The organism is Comamonas sp. BIGb0124, assembly GCF_003752175.1.
In the GTDB taxonomy this organism is placed as follows: Bacteria; Pseudomonadota; Gammaproteobacteria; order Burkholderiales; family Burkholderiaceae_C; genus Comamonas_F.
Map to the genome: position 1 here is coordinate 377,701 of NZ_RJVF01000011.1, position 20,111 is coordinate 397,811.

Sequence of the window (20,111 nt, forward strand, 5' to 3'; positions counted from 1 at the left end):
CGAATCGAATCGTGAAACGCGGATCGCCCGAGTTTCTGGCCGATCCCGCCGCCGTCCAGACCTCCTCGCTCTGGATCGGTTCGGCCATGCCCGATCTCTTTGCATGCCATGCGCCTGCCGCAGCCTGCTGCGCCTGAGCCCAAGCCTGGGCCTGCTTGCCTTGGGTCTCTCCTGATCTTGTCTCGTTTGCCCCGAGTGGCTCTCACGCAACGGGCCGGCCACGCCTTGTCTGCGGATTCTCCCCCATTGTCGTGCAGCGGCGCGTTCGGGGCTGTTTAAAGAAGACTCAGATCCCGTTTTTATATAGATACAAAAATAGGTGGCAAGTCATTTTATTAATGCCTGTTAATTCTTGAACATAATTGTCATTTGTTGACTATTATTAATTTGCATTGGTTGCCATTTGAAGAAATTTTGCAACTGTCAAATCAAGAAGTGAAGAAAATCGTCGCATTCTGATTGCTGACAGGTTTTGTTGAAATGAAGGCGATCGGGATAAAAGCAGTTTCGAGGTCGGCCGTGCAGCCCTATCCATCCAGACAGCGCACGCCGTACCAATCCTTTTCGGCATTTCAAAGTCAATACCATGAATCGTTCTTCATTTTCCCTGCGCCGCAGCGCGGCAACCCAGCGCGGCTACAGCCTGATCGAGCTGTCCATTGCGATGGCCATTCTGTCGGTGGTCATCGTCGGCTCGCTGGTGGGGGTGCAGCGCATCCTGGCCAACAACCGGGCCAACCACGTGCTGCAGGACATTCCCCGCATCAACGCCTCGCTGGTGGCCGCAACGGCCAACTCGGGCGTTGCCGCAGGCATCTCCACCACCCAGGCCGCCAATCTGGGCGTTTTTCCCGCCAACATCGTGGTCCGCGGTACTTCGAACGCCGTGACCAATGTGCGCAATCCCTTCGGCGGCAACTATTTCGTCGCGGGCAACAGCGCGGCAGTGGGTTCGGCGCCGGTTGGCACGGGCGTCTTCATCCAGGTGAGCAGCGTGCCCGCCGCCATGTGCGCGACCATTGTCAATGGCATGGCGCCGCTGGCCAGCGGGATCTGGGTGACCGCGCCCCCGGCCGCCGCGGCGGCCGGCACGACAGCCACCGCCGGTCCTATTGGAAGCACGACTGTCGCGACCATTGCCACGCCCGCGGGTGACGGTGATGCCACGACGGTGAAGGACTCTGCCGCAGGCGCCACGGTCAACCTGGGCCGACTGGCCACGCAGTGTTCGAACGATGGTTCGACCGTGGTCGCCTTCATGCCAGGCGCCTGAAGCCCCGGTTGATGAGTTAGCGGGGCGGGGCCGGGCCGGGAGGCTCGTCCCTGCCTCCGTCCATTCGGTGATGCCGTTGGGGACCATGACAGCGTTCGAGCCTGTCTTGTGCCTGGCGGTACCCGCCCCGTTGGTCCCGTTGACCTGAGGTGAGCCTCGTCCTATGAAATTTCCCCAATTGATCGCAGCGTGCTGCGCCGGGTTCCTGATGCCTGGGGCAGCCGTCCTGGCTGCGGAAACCCCGTCCGCCGGTCCTCGAGGCAGCAGCAACGTGGAGTGGATCGTCACCCCCCGGCCTTCCGTGCGTCAGGCCACGCCGGCCGGCATGGCGGTGCCGCCGACGGTCGAACCGGAGGCCGCCTCCGAGTGGAGCGTCCTGCTGTCCGACCGCACGCTCTACCAGGTCCTTCTGCGCTGGACTCGCGAGGCCGGCTGGCAACTGGTCTGGGAAGCCGAGCGAGATTTCGCCATCGATGCCCAGGTGGCCCTGCAGGGCAGTTTCCTGCAGGCCCTGGGGCAGGCCATGGCCACGCTGAGCGACAGCGATTTCCCGCTGCAGGCAACTGCCAACACCGCCACCCGTGTGGTGCGTATCACCCGTTATCAACTGGATGGTGACCGCCGATGAACCGATCTCTTTCACGCCGCGCACCCCGTCTGGCGGGCTTGGCACTGCTGACCCTGGCGGTCGGCGGCTGCGCCGTCGACAGCACGCGCCTGGCAGCCGGCGAATACCGAGGCCAGCGCGATCGCGCCGGCGAATTCCAGGCGGCCGTACGGCAGCCCCAGCAGCGGCCTCCGCTGGTGGTCAACGATGCGCTGCCGCGCTTCGCACGCCAATCGATCCCTCTGCAGCGCGCGGCGAGTCTGCCCACGCACATCGGCAAGGTGTCGATGCACTACCCGGGGCGCCATTCGCTGTCGACCGTCGCCGAGCTGATCTCGCGTCTGATCGGCATTCCGGTGCTGATGACGCAGGATGCCCTGGCCGGTGCCGCCGCCTATGCGCCCGGCGGTGCCGCGGCCGTCCGCGCGCCCGTCGTGCACACGCCGACCACGCCGCCTCCTGCGGAAGCCGGCCTGCTGCAGCCGGACATGGCCGCGCTCATGGGCAACCTGTCTCAGGACGACCGGAACCTCATGGAACTCAATTACAGCGGGCCCCTGTCGGGCCTGCTGGACCAGGTCGCCAACCAGGCCGAACTGCAGTGGGACTACCTCGAGGGCAAGATCGTCTTTTCGCGGGTCGTCACCCGCGCCATCTCCTTCAAGGCCTTGCCCAACGGCCTGTCGTCCAAGGGCTCGGTGGGCTCGGGCGGCCGTGACTCCGGCGGCGGCGGAGGAGGAGGCTCCGGAGGGGGGGGAGGATCCGGAGGCGGTGGCGGCGGCAGCGGCCTGGAGGTCGAATACAAGATCGAAAGCGACTACTGGACCGCATTGCCCGATGTGCTCAAGAGCATGGTTTCGCCACGCGCCTTCGTCAAGGCCGATTCGTCGTCGGGTCTGATCACGGTCACCGATGCGCTCACCAACGTCGAGAAAGTACAGGGCTACATCAACTCGCTCAACGCGCAGTTGCTGCGCCAGGTCGTGCTGGAGCTCGAGGTGATCCAGGTCACGCTGAGCGACCAGTACAGCAACGGCATCGACTGGCGAGCCGTGGCGGGCACCATCGGCTCGGGCAATTCGTTTGCGCTCGTCGGCCCGGCCGGTCCGGGTGCGCTGTCCGGCAACGCCGCCGGTTCGGCGACATTTGTCCTCGGCGAGAACTCGAAACGTTCCGCCAGCCAGCTCATGATCCAGGCCCTGCAGGAGTACGGCAAGGTCGCGACCGCCTATTCCAGCGTGGTCACCACCACCAATCGCATGCCGGTGCCCATCGGCTCCAACTCCACCCAGGCCTATCTGCGCCAGACCTCGTCGCCCTACCTGGCCACCGGATCCGGTCTGGCCTCGGGCGGCGGCCTGAGCCCGGGCGAGATCTCCACCGGCTTCACCATGATGCTCACCCCGGTGATCCTGGATTCCAACCGGGTGCTGCTGCAGAGCGTGGTGCAGATCAGCGCACTCAAGGACATTCAGACCTTCACCAGCGGCGAGGGCATCTACAAACAGTCCGTGCAACTGCCCACGGTCAACCGCTTCACGACGCTGCAGCGCACCAGCGTTCAGGCCGGCCAGACCCTGGTGCTGGCAGGTTACGAAAGCGAGCAGACCCAGGTCGACGATGCCGACATCGTGCGCGGTTTCCTGCCCATGGCCCGCCGGGGCGGGCGCAGCAAGAGCGGCACCGTGATCCTGATCACGCCTCGCCTGCAGGACCTCTGACCATGGCCCCCGCATTCCTGCACGCATTGCGCGCGCGCTGGGCCGGGCTGCGCGCCTCGGGTCCGGATCGCGGCGACGGCGAGGCCGATCCCGCTCCGCGCGAGACGCCCATCCTGCTGCCCGATGCCGCCTGCTACGTCGTGGACGGCACCCGGCTGGTGTTTGGCCTGGCATGGAGTCCGCTGCACAACGACGAAGATCCCGAGCCGGATCTGCAGACGGCCCGCAAGGTGGGCTACAACTACGGCACGGTGATTCCGGGGGGTGGCCTGGTGGGCCTGACCCTCGGGCTGGAGCCCGGCCGCGGCAAGCCGTATTCCGCCGTCTCGCTGCTGGTCGATCGGCTCTCGTCCGCCGAGATCGAGGCCTTTCTGTTCCGCCTCGGCGACCGCTTCGGTTTTGTCGGCCTGGTCGAACGCCGCCCGGTCTCGGGTTTCGATCTCATGCTGCCGAACCTCGAACGGGCCCTCGAGGCGCTGACCGAGTTCCGCAGCATGCATGTGGGCTACAAGGTCCGCCTGGTCAGCAACCTCGACGCCTCCGAACTGCCCGATGCCGAACCCGTGTCGATCGAGCAGGTGGTCGGCCAGCCGGACAAGTCGGCGCTGGTCCATCGCCTGATCAACCGGCCCCTTCGGCGCGTGGTCGGCCTGGGTGCCTGCGTCGTCATGCTGGTGGGGGGCGGCACGGGTTGGTACGGGTACCAACAGAACGAAGAGATGCGGCTGCGCGAAGAGGCGGCCCGGCAGGCCTACGAGAGCGACCCCAACGTTCAGTACGAACGCGGCATCGAGAGCCGGCTTTCGGGTGCCGGCCAGCCGGGTTCCGCGCTGCTCGACCGCTGGCGTGCGGTCGTGGCGTCGTTGCCGCTGGCCAGCGGCGGCTGGATGCTCGAACGGGTGGACTGCCAGGCGGTCGCCTGCACCGCCACCTGGCAGCGCTACCACGGCAACTTCCGCGATTTCGACGGTCAACTGCCGCCCGGTGCGGCGAGTGCGCCGGCGCTCAAGGCCGTGGCCGGCGGCACCGACGGAGAAAACCTGTTGGGCATCCGGCTCAGGACGGAGCACCCCACGGGACCGCCCGAGGGCGCACCCGCCGGGCCGGTTCTGCAGCGCGCCGGCTTGCCGCTGCTGCGTGAAGCCGGTCAGTTCTGGGGCAGCGTGCTGCAGGACCGCAGCCTGGCGCTGGCCGGCGACAGCCAGTCGGTGCAGTTGGGCGCCAAGCTGGGCGTGCCGGTGCTGTTCGGCCCGGAGCACGTCAACGTCGACGTCGCCGTATTGCGCCAGCCCGTCGCCCGCGTGCCCTGGAGCCTGTCCGACGGCCTCTGGTCGCTCAAGGCCACGCAGTTGCCCGCCTATGCCATTCCCGAAGCCCTGACCGTGGATCTCTCGAAGGACACGATCACCTATCTGTTGACAGGTTCTTTGTATGCCAAAGCCAAAACGTATTGAAATCCGGCGGATCGGCGGTCTTGTCGTGCCCCGCCGCCACTCGCTCGCTTCCGCCCTGACCATGCTGACGGCCTGCCTGGCCGTGGGCTCGGCGCTGGCGCAGCGTGCCGAGCCCACGGCGGCGATGCCGGTGCCGGTGGCGCCGCAGTCCCTGCCCGCAGGGGCCGGCGAGGCCGCGCTCACCATGGACCTGGCGATCGAGGCTGCCCGCCAGCGCAAGGCCCTGGAGATCGACGCCGCGCTGCGGGCGCGCATCGGCCTGCCCGCGGTGTCGCAGCCGGCGCCGCCCGGCCGGGAGTTTTCCGAACCCGATCAGCCGCGCCTGTGGTCGTTGACGGCGATGGGACGGCATACCTGGGCCGAGGTCTATTACGACGGGCGCCTGCATCCGCTGGACTCGGCCAACCTGTCGGCCGGTTCGCCGATCGGCCCGTGGAAGGTGGTCGCCCTGACGCCCGAGTCCTTGCGCCTGATGCGCATCGGTGCGCCCGGGGCGGCCGGTCGCACCAGAGTCCTGGTGGTCAAGCCGCCGCCGCGCGGCACCACCCTGGCCAGCTACAGGCCGACCTGGCCGAACCTCTCGGCATCCCTCGCCGCTGCCAGCGGCACATCCGGCGGCAACCTCACCGAAGGTGCGAGGCGTGCGGCCGAACTGCCCCCCGGCGGTCAGGGCACCACCACCCGCCTGCCGGCCACGCTGTTTGCCACGCCATGAACATCCTGGAGCGTGCAGCGCCTGGCGCCCATGCACACATCACCGATTTCCGGCAACTGCCGGCCTACGAAGACCTGCTGTCGACGGGCAGCGCCAGTCTCGTCGAGGATGGCGCTGCGCGTAAGCTGTATGTTCCCCAGGCCAAGATCATGGCCGTGGCCGTCCTGCGCCAGTCCGGACGGCGCTTCTTCCTGGTTTCGACCGAAGCCGAGTTGCGCAGCCCGGTGTGGTACTACCTGATCAACCGCGGCAAGGCCATGGGCCTGGAGTTCGGCGGTTATGCGACAGCCACGGAAGAAGTCTTCCAGATGCTGAAGTACAAGGATCAGCTCCCGCAGAACGAGCAACGCGCCGCGCGTGAAGACGCGCGCATGATCCGGCAGATCGTGGCCGATTCCTCGCCGCTCGAGTGGTTCCGGGGCATGGTGCAGCGTTGCATGGAACTCGGTGCCAGCGACATCCACCTGGAACTGCGCGCCCCGGTGGCCGCGCTGCGGGTGCGGCTCGACGGCATCATGCGCCATGTCTCGGGTTATCCGATGCAGGCCGTGCTCGACGGCATCTCGGCCGCCTACACCGTGCTGGCCGAGGAACACTCGCGCTCCGAGGTGGCCTTCAACGCCGGCATTCCGCAGGCGGCCATGATTCCGCTGCAACTGGCCAGCCAGAAACTCACCCTGCGATACCAGAGCCATCCGGCCGTCGGCGGCCTGGACGTGGTCATCCGCATCCTCAAGGCCAGCAGCCCGGAGCAGACGCGTCTGCTCACGCTCGAGCGGTTGGGCTTCACGCCCTGGCAGATCGACCAGCTCACCAACGCACTGGGTTCGGCCTGGGGCGGTGTCTTCATTGCCGGCATCACCGGGTCGGGCAAGACCACCACGCTCAACACGCTGATGGCGCGCCTCACGCGGGGCTCCACACGCAAGCTCGTCACCATCGAGGACCCGGTCGAGTACGAACTGCCCGGCGTGACCCACATGTCCATCCAGCGCCGTGCCGAACACGATGCCGGCGCCGACCCCTTCCATGCCGCCATGCTCGCCTTCCTGCGCATGGACCCCGATGTCGGGCTGTTCGGCGAGATCCGGGATCAAGTCTCGGCGCGCATGGCCATGGCGGCCATCCAGACCGGCCACAAGATCCTCTCGACCGTGCACGCGACGTCGTCCATCGGCATCCTGTCGCGCCTGTCTTCCGACGGCATCGGGCTCAAGCGGCAGGATCTCTGCAGTCCCGAGTTCATTTCCGCCCTGGTCTACCAGGTGCTGGTTCCGCTCAACTGCCCGCACTGCAAGCGGCCCGCGCGCGAGGTGATGGCCGCGCGCGAGCTGCGGGTGTACGAGGATGCCTTCGGCCTCGATGTCGATTGCATGTACTGCGCCAGCGACGACGGCTGCAGCCACTGCCGCAAGCCCGGCATCGACTACGGCGACCAGGGCCGCAGCGGCACGGCCGGCGTGAAGGTCGGCGCCGAGGTGATCGTGCCCGACATGCATCTGCTCGAGCTGCTGCTGGCCAACCGCGACATGGAAGCCCGGCGCTACTGGCGCTCGCGCCAGAGCAAGGGTTTCTGCGATCCGGACATGGACGGCAAGGAAGCCTGGGGCCACGTGCTCTACGACATCTCGCAGGGTCGCGTCGATCCCTATTACTTCGATCGTCTGTTCGGCAGCGCCACGGTGCTTGCGGAATCGATGAATCGCTCCTGACCGCCGTCCACCCGATGGAACACCCGCCATGTCGTTTCTCGATACCCTGAAGATCTGGAATGCCAAGCGCGATCTGATCGTGCGCCGCGCCGATTTCTACTACGACCTTGCCAGCTCGCTCGAGGACAAGGTCCCTCTGTTCACGTCGCTGCGCAAGTACGAGGCACGCGCACGGCGACGGGCCCCGGCCACCGCGCTGCTCTACCAGCGCATGCTGAGCGCCGCCATGGGCGGCTCGCTGTCGCATGCCCTGCGCGACGTGATGCCGGCCAGCGAACTCGTCATGATCGACGCCATCCAGGGCTCGGGCGACGGGGCCCTCGCGCGCGGCCTGTACTTCGTCTCCGAAACGGTGGAGAAGACCGACCGCATGCTCGCCACCATGCGCAAGGCCGTCGCTTATCCCGTGCTGCTGCTGATCGTCTTCGCCGGCCTGCTCACCGGTTTCTCTTTTTTTGCCGTGCCCATCCTCGAGGAACTGCTGCCGCCCGAGAAGTGGCCGCTGATGGGACAGGTGCTGTACCACATCGCCTTTGCGGTGCGTCACTACGGCTTCTACATCGTGGCGGCCGTATTGGCCGTGCTGGGCCTGTTTTTCTACTCGCTGCCGAACTGGAACGGACCGCTGCGCCGCAAGTTCGACCGCTGGATGCCCTACAGCCTCTACCGCGATTTCTCGGGTGCCATGCTCATGGTGTCGCTGTCGTCGATGATGCGCACCGGCGTGTCGCTGCGCTCCTCGCTCGACCGTGCGATCCGTTTCAGCACGCCCTGGATGCGCTGGCACCTGCGCCAGATCCAGCGCGGTCTGGCCAGCGAGCACGCCGCGCATTTCGGGCGTGCTTTCTGCACCGGCGTCCTCAGTACCGTCATGGAGGACCGTGTGCAGGATGCCGCCGAGCGGCGCGATCCGGTGGTCGCCTTCGTCAAGATCGGCGTCGGTTCGATCGACCGCATCGAGCGCGACATCGCACAGTCGGCCAGCCGGCTCAACGCCATCATGATGGCCCTGGCCGGCGTGGTGCTGGGCATCATGATGCTGGGTTTCTTCGCCACGGCCTTCGAGATGCAGGCCGGCATTCAGGTCCCGACCGGAGGCATGCCATGAAAACCGGCTTTTCCGCGGCCGCTCTGGCCGCGCTGCTGGCCTGGACGCCCCCGGTCGCTGCGTCGGGGCCGGCCCTGCAGCGGCCATTGCCCGTTCCCGAGTGCTTCGAGCTGGCCGCCCGCCGCCACGGCCTGGGCGTGCCCTTGCTGCGCGCGGTGGCCGAGCAGGAGTCCGGGCTCGATCCACGGGCCCAGAACCGCAATCGCGACGGTTCGTCCGACACCGGCCTGATGCAGATCAACTCGCGTTGGCTGCCGACGTTGGCGCGCCACGGCATCCGGGCCGAGGACCTGTGGGACCCCTGTACCAACGTGCTGATCGGGGCCTGGATCCTGGGCCGGAATTTCCACGCCATGGGGCGAACCACACGTGCGCTCGGCGCCTACAACGCCGCCCATCCCGAGCGCCGCGAGCGCTACGCCCGCCAGGTGCTGGCGCGGGTGCGGGTCTTGCCGTTGCCGGCGAGCCCCGTCGCGCCCGAGCGCCGTTTGCCAGAGTCCAAATAAAGAATCGAACAAAGGGAGTTAATTCGTGAGTCTGATCCATGAGCTTGATGTGCAGCCCCCTCACTGGTTGGGGGCATTGGTCGAAGTCGGCTACGACCGGGTGCTGCTTCTGGTCGAAGCCAGCCGCCTGGAATCGCATGCGGGGCTGGCGCGCGGCGCGCAGCTCTACATGCTCAGGCACAGGCGTTCGGCCGGCGTGGTCCGGCACATGCTGTGCCCCGAGGCGGCCCAGGTCGATACCCGTTTTCCCTGCCTGCTGCGCATCACGGCCTACCGGGCCTGGCCCGAACCGGGCACGGCGCTCGACAGGAACCTGGGCCAGCTGATGCAGGCCGACCGGTCGGCCAACGATTACATGCTCGTCGAATGCCGGGTTCTGGGATTGTTCTTCGAAACCCCTTCAACCTCTTCGGGCCTGGGTTTCGCCGGCGACGTGGGGCAGCTCGCCCATGCGCGTTGCTACGATGTCTACGTGCCCACGCCCCGCGTGCGCGAACTGTTCGTGAACGGCGTGGTCGACCGCAGCCAGCGTATCCGTTTCGGCCTGCTGCGGGACGGCGAGACCCAGTCTTATCTGCAGGAAGCCGGCATCACCGCCTGCCTGTCCATGCTCGACATCCGCGGCAAACGCACGGCCATGTTCGGCAAGACCCGGCTGGGCAAATCGAATGTGGTCAAGCTGCTGGTGCAGGGCATGCTGGATGTCACGGTCTCCTCGAACAACGTGGGCCAGCTCATCTTCGATGTGAATGGCGAGTACGCCAACAGCAATCCGCAGGACGGCAACGAGAACATCGCCGCCGTCTACGAGTCGCGCTGCCTGCTCTACTACCTTTCCGAGAAGGTCGGCAACACCTGCACCAACTCGAGGCTGCTGCGTTTCAACTTCTACGAACGCACCGATGAAGCCCTGGAGACGCTGCGCGAGCTGCTGCCCGAGGATGTGGCCGAGTCCGACTACGTCCGTCCGCTGCTCACCTGCCGACTGCCCACGCTGGGGGCCGAGATGTCGGTCAGCGGCGAAGTCGCACAGCACTGCCTGCGCAAGCTCATGGTGTTCTGGACCGTGCTGCACAGTGCCGGCTTTGCCTACGACGAAAACCGGTTGCGCCAGATGCTGGCCAAGGCCGGCTACGAGTTTCCTTTCAATCCGGGCTTCAGCCATCCGCTGCGCCTGGCCGCCTACCAGGCCGTCAAGGGCATGGTGCCCCCGCCGGCCCCCCGCAACTTTCCCGACATGGTCGCCGAGATGCTGACCCTGCTCAAGTTCAACCTGAGCTACCCCAACGATCCCAGTCTGCGCCGCGACGGCCGGTCCGTCTTCGACACCGATGAAGAGATCATGGCGGCCTTCCTGTTTCCGCGCGACGGCGTCGGGCCCTATGTGCTCAGGCCGTGTGTGCCTTTCCATTCGCCGCGCGTCGACAATTTCATCGCCGAGGTCCTGGCGGCGCTCGACCAGGGCCGGACCGTGATCGTGGACCTCGGCAGCGCCAACGAACGCATCATCCGCTACTTCGCCAAGACGCTGTCGGTCGCGGTTTTCCTGCATCAGGAAGGCAAGTTCGTCCGCAACGAAATGCAGGATCGCTACGTGCAGATCTACTTCGAAGAGGCGCACATGATCTTCCCGCCCAACTCGGGCAACGTGATCGACGTGTATTCACGTTTTGCCAAGGAGGGCGCCAAGTTCAACATCGGCATCGTCTACTCCACGCAGTCGCCGTCCACCGTCAACCACGACCTGCTGGCGCAGACCGAGAATTTCTTCATCGGCCATCTCTCCAGCGAACGCGAAGTCAACATGCTGGCCACGGTGCAGTACGCCTTCAGGGGCATGGAGGAAGACATCATGCGCAGCCGCACGGCCGGTTTCATGCGCGTGTTGACGGCGTCGCACCGTTTCCCCATACCGATACAGGCCCATCGCTACAACGGCCAGTCGCTGTTGATGGAGTGAATGTCATGCGCAAACTGACGTCGCGGCGTTCGGCGGCTTCCATGCTTCGCCAGCGCGGCTTCACCTTGCTCGAGATGAGCGTTGCCGCCACCCTGGGCGCCATGCTCACGGTGGGTGCGCTGCTGACCGTGCAGTTCAACGACCGCCTCAACGAGGGCCGGATCGTGGGCGAGCACATGCTGCGCCTGAGCAATGCCGTGGTCCGGTACAAGGAGATCTACAAACGCCAGCTGACCCGTCTGCCGACGATCTGCTCACAATCGACGTACGCGGTCGGCATGTCGAGGGCGGGTGCAAGCATGGAGGTCCTGGGTACCACCGGCAGGCCGCTGTGCAGCGTGGCCCGGTTGGACAACCCGGCCATCTTCACGTCCAACGGCATGCAGCCCCGTGTTTCCGACTTGCAGGCCTTCGGGCTGCTGGAGCAGGGCTTCGACGCCGCCCTGGTGTTGCCGCTGGCGCAGGCTTCCAATGTGAAACGGGCAAACCTCTGGGGTCAACCCAGTGTCGTGAGTCCTGCGCCTGCCCAGTTCGGCATCATCGTCTCGACCATCTGCCTCCAGGGCGGCGAGCCGGTCAATCCGTCGCCACCGCCGGCACCCGAGGCCGCCGATCCCTGCGGGCTCCAGACCACGAACGGGTATGCGGATCTGGCCAGCACCGTCTTCAATATCCGGCCCTACGACGTCAGCGGCAATCGCTTCGGTTCGGGTGCGCGCCTGGGTGCCATGCTCAAGGCCCTGGGCGGGCAGGGATTCATGGCGCAAGCCGGATCGGACGGCAACCTGCGTGCCTACAAGAGCCAGAGCATGGTGACCAACCCGGTGACGGTTTCGAACCAGAACGGCGCCGCAGGCCTGCCCGGCATCGTGGCCGCTTACCACCGCTGGGGATCGACCGAGTACACGATGCGCGACGGCAGCCTCCCGCCCACGCAGGACTGGAACTTTGCGGCCAAGGCCCTCAACAACGTCTCCACGCTCGGGGTCAACGGCGAGGCCAAGATGGGGGCGGCCAGCATCCGGACCGACCTCGTCGTGGGCGAGGATGCGACCGTCAAACGCAACGCCTACATCCTGGGGCGCGCCACGGTCTCGAACGGGGCTGTGCTCGTTGGCAACTCCTCGCTGGACAACGCCAAGATGAACGCCCAACGCGTCATGGGCAGCGCCTGTTCGACCGACGTCGACTCCTTTGCCCGAAACATCAACAAGAGCGATGAACTGCTCGTGTGCTTCGAAAGGCAGTGGGCCAAAGTCGCCGCGACCAAGGCTCCCAAGACCTTCTTTTTCAGGCATTTCGGGTGGTATCTGGCGGAGTTCTTCGTGGACTACACCGATGAAGGCGGCATCAGGCGGACAGCGCGCAGCAGTAATTTAGGCCGTGGCAACGAGTGGTCGACCACGATCCCCGGCAATGCGAGCAACGTCGTGGCATGGGGCGAGGGACACACCGGCTTGCGCTGGAGCACCATCTTCCAGGAGACCGTGACCGACAGTTCATACCGCCCCAACGAGCAGTGCTACACCGTCAACGGTCTCGCCTGGGACATGAACTGGAACCGCACGTGCAGGTGACCCAGGCCGCCTGCGTGGCAGTGCTTTCCATTGCCGATACAGGTTTCTCGGTACAACAGACAGTCACCATCCTGATGGAGCGAATGTCATGTGTCCCCTGTCCAAGTCCCACCGGCAAAGCCGGCCCCATCGCCTGTCTGCACCCTGCGTGCGCAGGCGCCTGCACGGTTACACACTGCTTGAACTGACGGTTGCAGGCAGTGTGGCGGCCGTCGTCACGGCGGGCGCACTGCTGACCCTGCAGTTCAACGAGCGCATGACCGCAGGCAAGATCGTCGCCGAACACATGCTGCGCCTGAGTGCCGCCGTGGTCCGTTACAAGGAGCTCTACCACAAGGAGCTGACCCGGCTGCCGCCGATCTGCGGGCAGTCGAGTTATGCGGTCGGCCTGTCGAAGGCGGGCCCCGATCTGTCGGCCGTGGCGCCGGCCAGGCCGCTGTGCAGCGTGGAACGCCGGGGCAGTCCGGCGGTGTTCATGGACAACGGCCTGCAGCCGAGCGTGGCAGACCTGCAGGCCTTCGGGCTGCTGGAGTCGGGCTTCGACCCCCGGCTGGTGCTGCCGCTGATGCCCGCCGTCCCTGTGAAGCGGGCCGACACGTCGGGTGCGCCGAGCACGCTGGACGCACCCGCCGAGTTCGGCATTCTCATCGCCGCCGTCTGCCTGGAGAGCGGCGCGTCCACGCTCCTGCCGCCCACGCCGCCATCGCCTCACGAGCCCGATCCCTGCGGATTCCAGGCCAGCGGGGGGCATGCGGATCTGGTCAGCACCGTCTTCAACATCCGGCCCTACGACGTCGGCGGCGACCGCTTCGGCTCGGGTGCCCGGCTGGGCGCCATGCTGCAGGCCCTGGGCGGGCAGGGGTTCATGGCGCAGCTCGGATCGGACGGCCAACTGCGTGCGTACAAGGGGCAGAGCGTGCTGCCCAACCCGGTGACGGCGCCGACCCTGAACGGCGCCGCCGGCCTGCCCGGCATCGTGGCGGCCCATCACCGGTCGGTACCGAGCGAGTTCACGATGCGCGACGGCAGCAATCCGCCCACGCAGGACTGGAATTTTGCAAACAGGGCCCTGAACCATGTCTCCACGCTGGGCGTCGACGGCCTGGCCACGCTGGGCTCCGTCAAGGTCGGGAACAATCTATCGGTGAGCGGCAACGCCGAGGTCGATGGAGATGTGACCATCGATGGCGCCGCCGCCGTCACGGGGCGGGTCGTCATGACGGGGGGAGCCAGTCTTTACGGGGCCTCTTCGGTCGAGCATCTCGGCATGCGTTCGATCCAAAGTATCGGCGACGCTTGCTCGACTCGACACCATTCCTTTGCCCAGGACGACCAGAATCTGGAACAACTGATGATGTGCCACAACACGAAGTGGGTCAGGATCGCCGCTGCGACGCCTGCCGCGCCACCGCCTCCGGCAGCATCCCAACGCCCGGGATTCCACTTTCGGTTGTCCGAGCGCGGCTTCAGGGGGTTGCTGAGGTTCGAGGTGATCTACAGGCAGAACGGTTCGACCTATTCGGCTAAAAGCCCCGAGTACTCGCAGACCGGGGCGACGTGGTCGTGGACGCCCGACGCCAGCAACCAGCAGATCGTCCTGTTGGTGGCCCAGATCCATGCCGGGCAAAACGGGTGGGTGTCGATCATGAGGCGTCCGCTCGACGACGATCTCTACAGGACGAAGGGCAAGTGCTACAACATCCTGAGCACGGCCTACCCCTTCCCCGTGGACCACAGCTGCAATTGACGATCGATCACGCGCAGCGGCCGCCCGCGAGGCGGCTCAACTGCCCAGGTAGGCGTCCTGCACCTTGGGATTGCCCAGCAGTTCGCGGCCCGAGCCCTGCAGCACGATCTCGCCGGTCTCGATCACATAGGCGCGGTCGGCGATGCGCAGTGCCTGCCGCACGTTCTGCTCCACCAGAAAGATGGTCAGTCCCTGCGCGTTGATGTCGCGCAGCGTACGGAAGATATCCTGCACGATGATGGGAGCCAGGCCCATCGAGGGCTCGTCGAGCAGCAGCACGCGCGGACGGGCCATCAGGGCCCGGCCGATCGCCAGCATCTGCTGTTCGCCGCCCGACAGATTGCCCGCCAGCCCGTTGTGACGTTCCTTGAGGCGCGGGAACAGGGTGTAGATGCGCTCGAGATCGGCGGCCCGTTCGCCGCGGTCGCTGCGTGTGTAGGCACCCAGCTCCAGGTTCTCGTTCACCGTGAGCGTGGTCAGCGTGGCGCGGCCTTCGGCCACCTGCACCACACCCGATCTCACGATCTTGTGGGGCGGCAGTGCCGCGATGTCCCGGCCATCGAAACGCACGCGCCCGGCGCGTTTCTTGACCAGGCCCGAGAGCGCCAGCAGCGTGGTCGACTTGCCTGCGCCGTTGGCACCCACCAGCGTGGTGATCTGGCCTTCGTGCAGCTCGAAGCTCACGCCCTTGACCGCTTCGATGTGTCCGTAGGCCACTTCCAGGCCTTCGACCTGAAGCAGGGGGGATGCGGGAGCGGTGGAAGTAGCCAAGGTGGAAGAAGGAGACTGTGCTGCCGTCATGCGGGGACCTCCGTCGCGCGCGGGGCCGGGTGTGGGTCTGAGGGTTCGTCGTCGTCGCGGCCCAGGTAGGCCTCGATGACCTGCGGATCGTTGCGGATGGCCGTGCCGTCGCCCTGGGCGATGATGCGGCCGAAGTTCAGCACCGCGATGTCCTCGCACAGGCCCATCACGAAACGCATGTCGTGTTCGATCATGAAGATGGTGAAGCCGCGGCCGCTGATGCCCTGGATCACTTTCATGATCTCGGTCTTCTCGCCGCTGTTCATGCCGGCCACCGGCTCGTCGAGCAGCAGCAGCCGGGGCTCGGTGGCCAGTGCGCGCGCCAGTTCGAGCTTGCGCTGTTCGCCGTACGACAGGTTGTCGGCCGTGTCGTGCGCCTTGTGGTCCAGGCTCACCCACGACAGCAGTTCGCGTGCACGTTCACGGGCCTGCTGCTCGCGCTGGCGGAAATCGGCGCTGCCCAGCAACAGGGCCAGCGTGCCGTAGTTCAGGTGGGTGTGCATGCCCACGATCACGTTGTCGATCAGGGACATCTCCTTGAACAGGCGGATGTTCTGGAACGTGCGTGCAATGCCGCGCCGCGTGATCTGGTGGGGTCGCACGCCGGCCAGGTCCTGTCCCTCGAAGCGGATGGTGCCGCTCGACGGCGGAAGCAGGCCGGTGATGAGGTTGAACACCGTGGTCTTGCCCGCGCCATTGGGGCCGATGAGACCGAAGATTCCGCCTCGAGGAACCGCCAGGTTCACGTCCTGCAGCACCTTGAGTCCACCGAAATGACGTGAGATTCCCTGCAGTTCGAGCTGGGGCGCCGATGCCTTGTTGCCGCTCATGCCGCACCTCCCTGGGTCGACTTGGCCGCCGCTGCCGGCACCGCGCGTTTGCTGCCGAACCAGGCCCGCAGACGGGCCGGATCCCAGATGCCCTTGGGCAGGAACAGCACGATGAGCACCAGGATCAGTCCGTTGACCACCAGGCGGAAATCGGCGAACGACCGCAGCACCTCGGGCAGCAGCGTCAGCAGCGTGCTGCCCACGATCGGGCCGATCAGGCTGGTGATGCCGCCCAGGATGGCCATGGTGAGGATCTCGACGCCGCGGTCGAAGCCGTATTCGTTGGGGCCGATGAAGAAGGTGAGGTGGGCGTTGAGCGCACCGGCCAGACCGGCGATGACTGCGCCCAGCACGAAGGCCAGCATCTTGTGGCCGCCCACGTCGATGCCCATCAGGCCGGCAGCGGTCTCGTCTTCCTTGATGGCTTCGAAGGCCCGGCCGATGCGCGAGATGCGCAGGCGCCACAGCACCGCGACCACCACCACCACGGCCAGCAACACATGCCACCACTCGGTGAGCTGGGGAATGCCGTTGAGGCCCAATGCGCCGCCGGTCAGCGACTCGGCATTGAGTGCCACGATGCGCACCACTTCACCGAAGGCCAGCGTGGCCATGGCCAGGTACACGCCCGACAGGCGCAGCGTGGGCTTGCCCATGACGAACGCGACCAGCGCCGGCAGCGCCATGCCGCCGGCCAGCGCGAGCGGGAACGGCACTTCGTAGTTCAGCGTCAGGATGGAGGCCGTGTAGGCACCCAGCCCCATGAAGGCCGCATTGGCCATGGCCAGCATGCCGCACGACAGCGTCAGCCAGATCGACAGCGCCAGCAGGGCATTGGTGCCCAGCGAGAGCACCAGGTTGCTGTAGATCGCCCAGAAATTCTCGAACCACTCCATCTCACACCTTCCGTTCTTGTACGTGGCCGAAGATGCCGCGCGGACGCAGCAGCAGCACCAGGAACAGCAGCCCGAAAGCCACTGCGTCCCGCATGTTCGAGCCGATATAGGCGACCGACAGCACCTCGGCGAAGCCCAGGAACAGGCCGCCGAGCATGGCGCCCCGGATGTCGCCCATGCCGCCCAGGATGATGACCGCGATGCCCTTGTGCAGCATGGGCTGGCCCATCAGCGGGAACAGCGCGTTCGAATACAGGCCGATGAGCACACCGGCCACGCCGCCCAGGCCTGCGGCGGCGAACGAGGTCAGGTAGAACAGCCCCTCGACGTTGATGCCCAGCAGCGAGGCCGCCTTCGGCGATTCGGCAATGGCCCGCATGGCGCGGCCCAGCTGCGTGCGCTTGAGCGACAGCAGCAGCGCGGCCATCAGCACGAAGGACAGGAAAACAATGCCGAGTTCGACCGCCGTGACGTGCAGGCCGGCGAACTCGATGGGCTCGTGCGAGATCGCGCCTTCGGGAAAACGCAGATTCTGGGCGCCGAAGATGCCCTGGATGCCGTTGTTGAGCACGATGGCCACGCCGATGGTGGCGATCATGGGGATCAGGTGGGGCGCATTGCGCGCGCGCAGCGGCTTGAGCACCAGGAAGTCGATCACCAGGCCCAGCCCGCCGCAGAACAGGAAAGCGAAGAGCAGGCCCCAGGCCAGCGAGATGTCGAATTGCGCCATGACGTACTGCGCCGCATAGGCACCCACCATGAAGACGGCGCCGTGCGAGAGGTTGATCACCCCCAGCACGCCAAAGATGAGCGTGAAGCCCAAGGCGAAGAGCGCGTACACGCTGCCAAGCGAAAGGGCGTTGACGAGTTGCTGTTCAAGCACGGTGAGTGTCCTGCGGCAGTTGGCGAAGAATGCGCGAGCGACGGGTCGCGGCGCGCGGCCGTTGCAAAACGGCGTCTGGAAAAACGACAGCGGCGCGTTGACCGCGCCGCTGGGGTCCGGGGACCGGACGACAGCTTCCGATACCCCTGGCCCTGCTTATTTCTCGATCACGAAGGCAGTGCCCTTGGTCACGCTGACGATGGGCTTCTGCTGTGCGTCGTAGCCCTTGTCATTGAAGCGGCGGAACTGGAAGTCGCCGGTGGCGCCGGTCCATTTCACGTCGGGCAGCGCGGCCTGGAGGGCGTTGCGGTCCTTGGCGAGGTCGCCCGACAGCGTGATCTTTTTGATCGCCTGGCTGGCGATGTACAGCGCGTCGTAGGCCTGCGCGGCGAACTGGTCGGGCGCGGCGTTGTACTTGGCGGTGTAGGCCTTGATGAACTTGGTGTTCTCGGGCGTGGCGTTGGAAGCCGACCAGGGGCTGCCCACGTACAGGTTGTCGGATGCACCCTTGGCCAGATCGAAGATCTTGGTCGAGTTCATGCCGTTGCCGCCGATCACCGGCAGGTTCAGGCCGACCTGGCGGGCCTGCACCATGATGGGAGCGCCTTCGGCCAGCAGGGCCGACAGCACGATGGCGTCGGGATTGCTGGCCTTGATCTTGGTCAGCTGGGCCTTGAAGTCCACATCGCCCTTGGCGAAGGTCTCGGTGGTCGTCACCGGGATCTTCAGGTCTTCGAGCGCCTTCTTGAAGTTGTCGTAGCCGCTCTTGGTGAACACGTCGTCGTTGCCGTAGAGCACCGCGACTTTCTTGACGCCGGCGATGCGCACGGCGGTCTTGATGGTTTCGGGCAGCACGTCGGCTTCGGTCACCGAGTTGCGGAACACGTATTGGCCGATGGAGGTGATGCCGTCGGCGGTGTTGGAGGTGCCGAACGCCACGGTCTTGGAGGCCTGGGCGATGGGGTGGGCGGCCTGGGCGGAGTTGGACAGGGTGGGGCCGAAGACCATCAGCACCTTGTCCTGGAAGATCAGTTTCTTGAAGACGTTGATCGCTTCTTCTTTTTTGCCCTGCTCGTCCTCGACCACCAGTTGCAGCTTGTTGCCGTTGATCCCGCCGGCGGCGTTGATCTCTTCGGCAGCCAGCTGGAAGCCGTTGCGGATGGCGCTGCCGTACTGGGCCGCACCGCCGGAAAGCGCTTCGGCCACGCCGATCTTGATGTCGGCGGCCTGGGCGCCGGTGGCGAAGGCCAGGACGCTGGCGGCGGCCAGCAGGCCGCGCGTGAATGTGCTGTGACTCATGTCTGTCTTCCTCTGGATGCCCGGATGGTGGAGCGCGTCGTTGAGCCTGTTGAAACCGGTTTTTCGGACGCGTGCGGCATTTTATCGAGGGCGTACGCCTGGCCGCCACAGGACAACTCCCGGGGTGCCGTTTGGGCGGAAAAGTGTTGGCGTGCAGCATCAAATCGAGCAAAAACGCACATTCAGAGGAAAATTTTTTGTCGAAATCAGGGAAAACCCTTGTTTCGTTGCTGTTTGGCAGGCGGTGGACGGGTGCACACCTGCTTACCCAGCTTTACAAAAGCTTGGCGCAGGCCTCACCGGGCGGTTGCATGCGCGGCCGATACTGAATCCGTCGGCACAGCGCCGCACCACCGGCAAGCGGGCCCCTCGGCCAGCAGCCGGGGCGCGGACCGGCCGTCCTCTGTTCCCACCCGTCCTCAAAGGAGATCGACATGAACATGAAGTCCACCCTGCCCACCGCGTTCAAGCGCCTGCTGGCCGTGAGCGCCATGGCCATGATCGGCACCGCAGCGCTGGCGCAGGCCGATGCCCCGCCGCCGCCTGCACCGCACGAACGTGTCCATCAGGCCCAACGCGGCGAGGGTCCGGGTCGCCCGGATCCCCGCCAGTTCGCCGAGCACATGCAGCGCCGTCAGGCCGAACTCAAAACCAAGCTCGCCATCACGCCGCAGCAGGAAGGCGCCTGGTCGTCGTGGACCCAGGCCCTGAAGCCGCAGAAGGACGTGCAGCGTCCCGACCCGCGGGCCGAGCGCGAGGCCCTGGCCAAGCTGACCACCCCCGAGCGCATCGACCGCATGCGGGCTCTCAAGGCCCAGCGCGACATGCAGGCCACCCAGCGCGGCGAAGCCACCAAGGCCTTTTATGCCGCCTTGAGTCCCGAGCAGCAGAAGGTGTTCGACGACCAGACACTGCGCATGGGTCCCCATGGCGGCCCCGGCGGCCCGCGCCCTGGCCCCGAAGGCAAGCCGGGCAAGCCGGGCCACCGCGCCCCTGCCCAGGGTTGATGCGGGGCTGTCCGG

General features: G+C 66.1%; 18 protein-coding genes. 13 read left to right on the top strand and 5 right to left on the bottom strand.

Features of this window, described 5'->3' with window-relative positions; all coding sequences use genetic code 11:
* Window positions 1-11 precede the first annotated feature (11 nt).
* The 12 genes from EC845_RS22760 to EC845_RS14345 all read left to right on the top strand — a co-directional run bounded on the left by EC845_RS22760 (window position 12) and on the right by EC845_RS14345 (window position 14,380).
* A complete protein-coding gene (locus EC845_RS22760; protein ID WP_255416909.1) occupies window positions 12-137 on the top strand; it encodes a hypothetical protein in 126 nt (41 codons plus the stop codon).
* A gap of 449 nt (window positions 138-586) precedes the next feature.
* On the top strand, window positions 587-1,273 hold the full coding sequence (locus tag EC845_RS14285) for a type II secretion system protein (protein ID WP_123298859.1): 687 nt from the start codon (window positions 587-589) through the stop codon (window positions 1,271-1,273).
* A gap of 163 nt (window positions 1,274-1,436) precedes the next feature.
* On the top strand, window positions 1,437-1,901 hold the full coding sequence (locus tag EC845_RS14290; RefSeq protein WP_123298764.1) for a toxin co-regulated pilus biosynthesis Q family protein: 465 nt from the start codon (window positions 1,437-1,439) through the stop codon (window positions 1,899-1,901).
* Window positions 1,898-3,601: a secretin N-terminal domain-containing protein gene (locus tag EC845_RS22170; protein ID WP_148077310.1), complete on the top strand. Its 1,704-nt coding sequence runs from the start codon at window positions 1,898-1,900 to the stop codon at window positions 3,599-3,601. Before EC845_RS14290 ends, EC845_RS22170 begins: the two co-directional genes overlap by 4 nt.
* Window positions 3,602-3,603: 2 nt before the next feature.
* Window positions 3,604-5,055 carry a type 4b pilus protein PilO2 gene (pilO2, locus tag EC845_RS14310; protein WP_123298768.1) on the top strand — a complete coding sequence of 484 codons (1,452 nt, stop codon included), beginning with the start codon at window positions 3,604-3,606 and terminating at the stop codon, window positions 5,053-5,055.
* Between the two features lie 61 nt (window positions 5,056-5,116).
* Complete coding sequence (locus EC845_RS14315) at window positions 5,117-5,770, top strand: hypothetical protein (protein WP_148077311.1); 654 nt, start codon at window positions 5,117-5,119, stop codon at window positions 5,768-5,770.
* Window positions 5,767-7,482, top strand: a complete 1,716-nt coding sequence (locus EC845_RS14320; protein ID WP_123298770.1) for a GspE/PulE family protein — start codon at window positions 5,767-5,769, stop codon at window positions 7,480-7,482. The genes EC845_RS14315 and EC845_RS14320 overlap by 4 nt, the downstream gene beginning before the upstream one ends.
* A gap of 28 nt (window positions 7,483-7,510) precedes the next feature.
* The gene (locus tag EC845_RS14325; protein ID WP_123298771.1) at window positions 7,511-8,590 is read left to right on the top strand and encodes a type II secretion system F family protein; all 1,080 of its coding nucleotides are present in this window, start codon (window positions 7,511-7,513) and stop codon (window positions 8,588-8,590) included.
* A complete protein-coding gene (locus tag EC845_RS14330) occupies window positions 8,587-9,096 on the top strand; it encodes a lytic transglycosylase domain-containing protein (RefSeq protein ID WP_123298772.1) in 510 nt (169 codons plus the stop codon). Before EC845_RS14325 ends, EC845_RS14330 begins: the two co-directional genes overlap by 4 nt.
* A 25-nt stretch (window positions 9,097-9,121) precedes the next feature.
* A complete protein-coding gene (locus EC845_RS14335; RefSeq protein WP_148077312.1) occupies window positions 9,122-11,056 on the top strand; it encodes a helicase HerA domain-containing protein in 1,935 nt (644 codons plus the stop codon).
* A gap of 5 nt (window positions 11,057-11,061) precedes the next feature.
* Window positions 11,062-12,633 (top strand): prepilin-type N-terminal cleavage/methylation domain-containing protein, encoded by a 1,572-nt coding sequence (locus tag EC845_RS14340; protein ID WP_123298774.1) that lies wholly within the window; start codon window positions 11,062-11,064, stop codon window positions 12,631-12,633.
* A gap of 88 nt (window positions 12,634-12,721) precedes the next feature.
* Entirely contained in the window at window positions 12,722-14,380 is a 1,659-nt protein-coding gene (locus EC845_RS14345; RefSeq protein WP_148077313.1) for a polymer-forming cytoskeletal protein, read from the top strand.
* Between the two features lie 36 nt (window positions 14,381-14,416).
* On the opposite strand, the gene EC845_RS14350 is transcribed toward EC845_RS14345, so the two are convergent.
* The 5 genes from EC845_RS14350 to EC845_RS14370 all read right to left on the bottom strand — a co-directional run bounded on the left by EC845_RS14350 (window position 14,417) and on the right by EC845_RS14370 (window position 19,089).
* Window positions 14,417-15,181 carry an ABC transporter ATP-binding protein gene (locus tag EC845_RS14350; protein WP_123298776.1) on the bottom strand — a complete coding sequence of 255 codons (765 nt, stop codon included), beginning with the start codon at window positions 15,179-15,181 and terminating at the stop codon, window positions 14,417-14,419.
* A complete protein-coding gene (locus EC845_RS14355; RefSeq protein WP_123298777.1) occupies window positions 15,178-16,011 on the bottom strand; it encodes an ABC transporter ATP-binding protein in 834 nt (277 codons plus the stop codon). Before EC845_RS14355 ends, EC845_RS14350 begins: the two co-directional genes overlap by 4 nt.
* The gene (locus EC845_RS14360; RefSeq protein WP_123298778.1) at window positions 16,008-16,907 is read right to left on the bottom strand and encodes a branched-chain amino acid ABC transporter permease; all 900 of its coding nucleotides are present in this window, start codon (window positions 16,905-16,907) and stop codon (window positions 16,008-16,010) included. The genes EC845_RS14355 and EC845_RS14360 overlap by 4 nt, the downstream gene beginning before the upstream one ends.
* Before the next feature lies 1 nt (window position 16,908).
* A complete protein-coding gene (locus EC845_RS14365; protein WP_123298779.1) occupies window positions 16,909-17,790 on the bottom strand; it encodes a branched-chain amino acid ABC transporter permease in 882 nt (293 codons plus the stop codon).
* A 156-nt stretch (window positions 17,791-17,946) separates the two neighbouring features.
* On the bottom strand, window positions 17,947-19,089 hold the full coding sequence (locus EC845_RS14370) for an ABC transporter substrate-binding protein (RefSeq protein WP_123298780.1): 1,143 nt from the start codon (window positions 19,087-19,089) through the stop codon (window positions 17,947-17,949).
* Window positions 19,090-19,523: 434 nt separating this feature from the next.
* On the opposite strand from EC845_RS14370, the gene EC845_RS14375 reads away from it, so the two are divergent.
* The gene (locus tag EC845_RS14375) at window positions 19,524-20,096 is read left to right on the top strand and encodes a Spy/CpxP family protein refolding chaperone (RefSeq protein WP_123298781.1); all 573 of its coding nucleotides are present in this window, start codon (window positions 19,524-19,526) and stop codon (window positions 20,094-20,096) included.
* Window positions 20,097-20,111 lie beyond the last annotated feature (15 nt).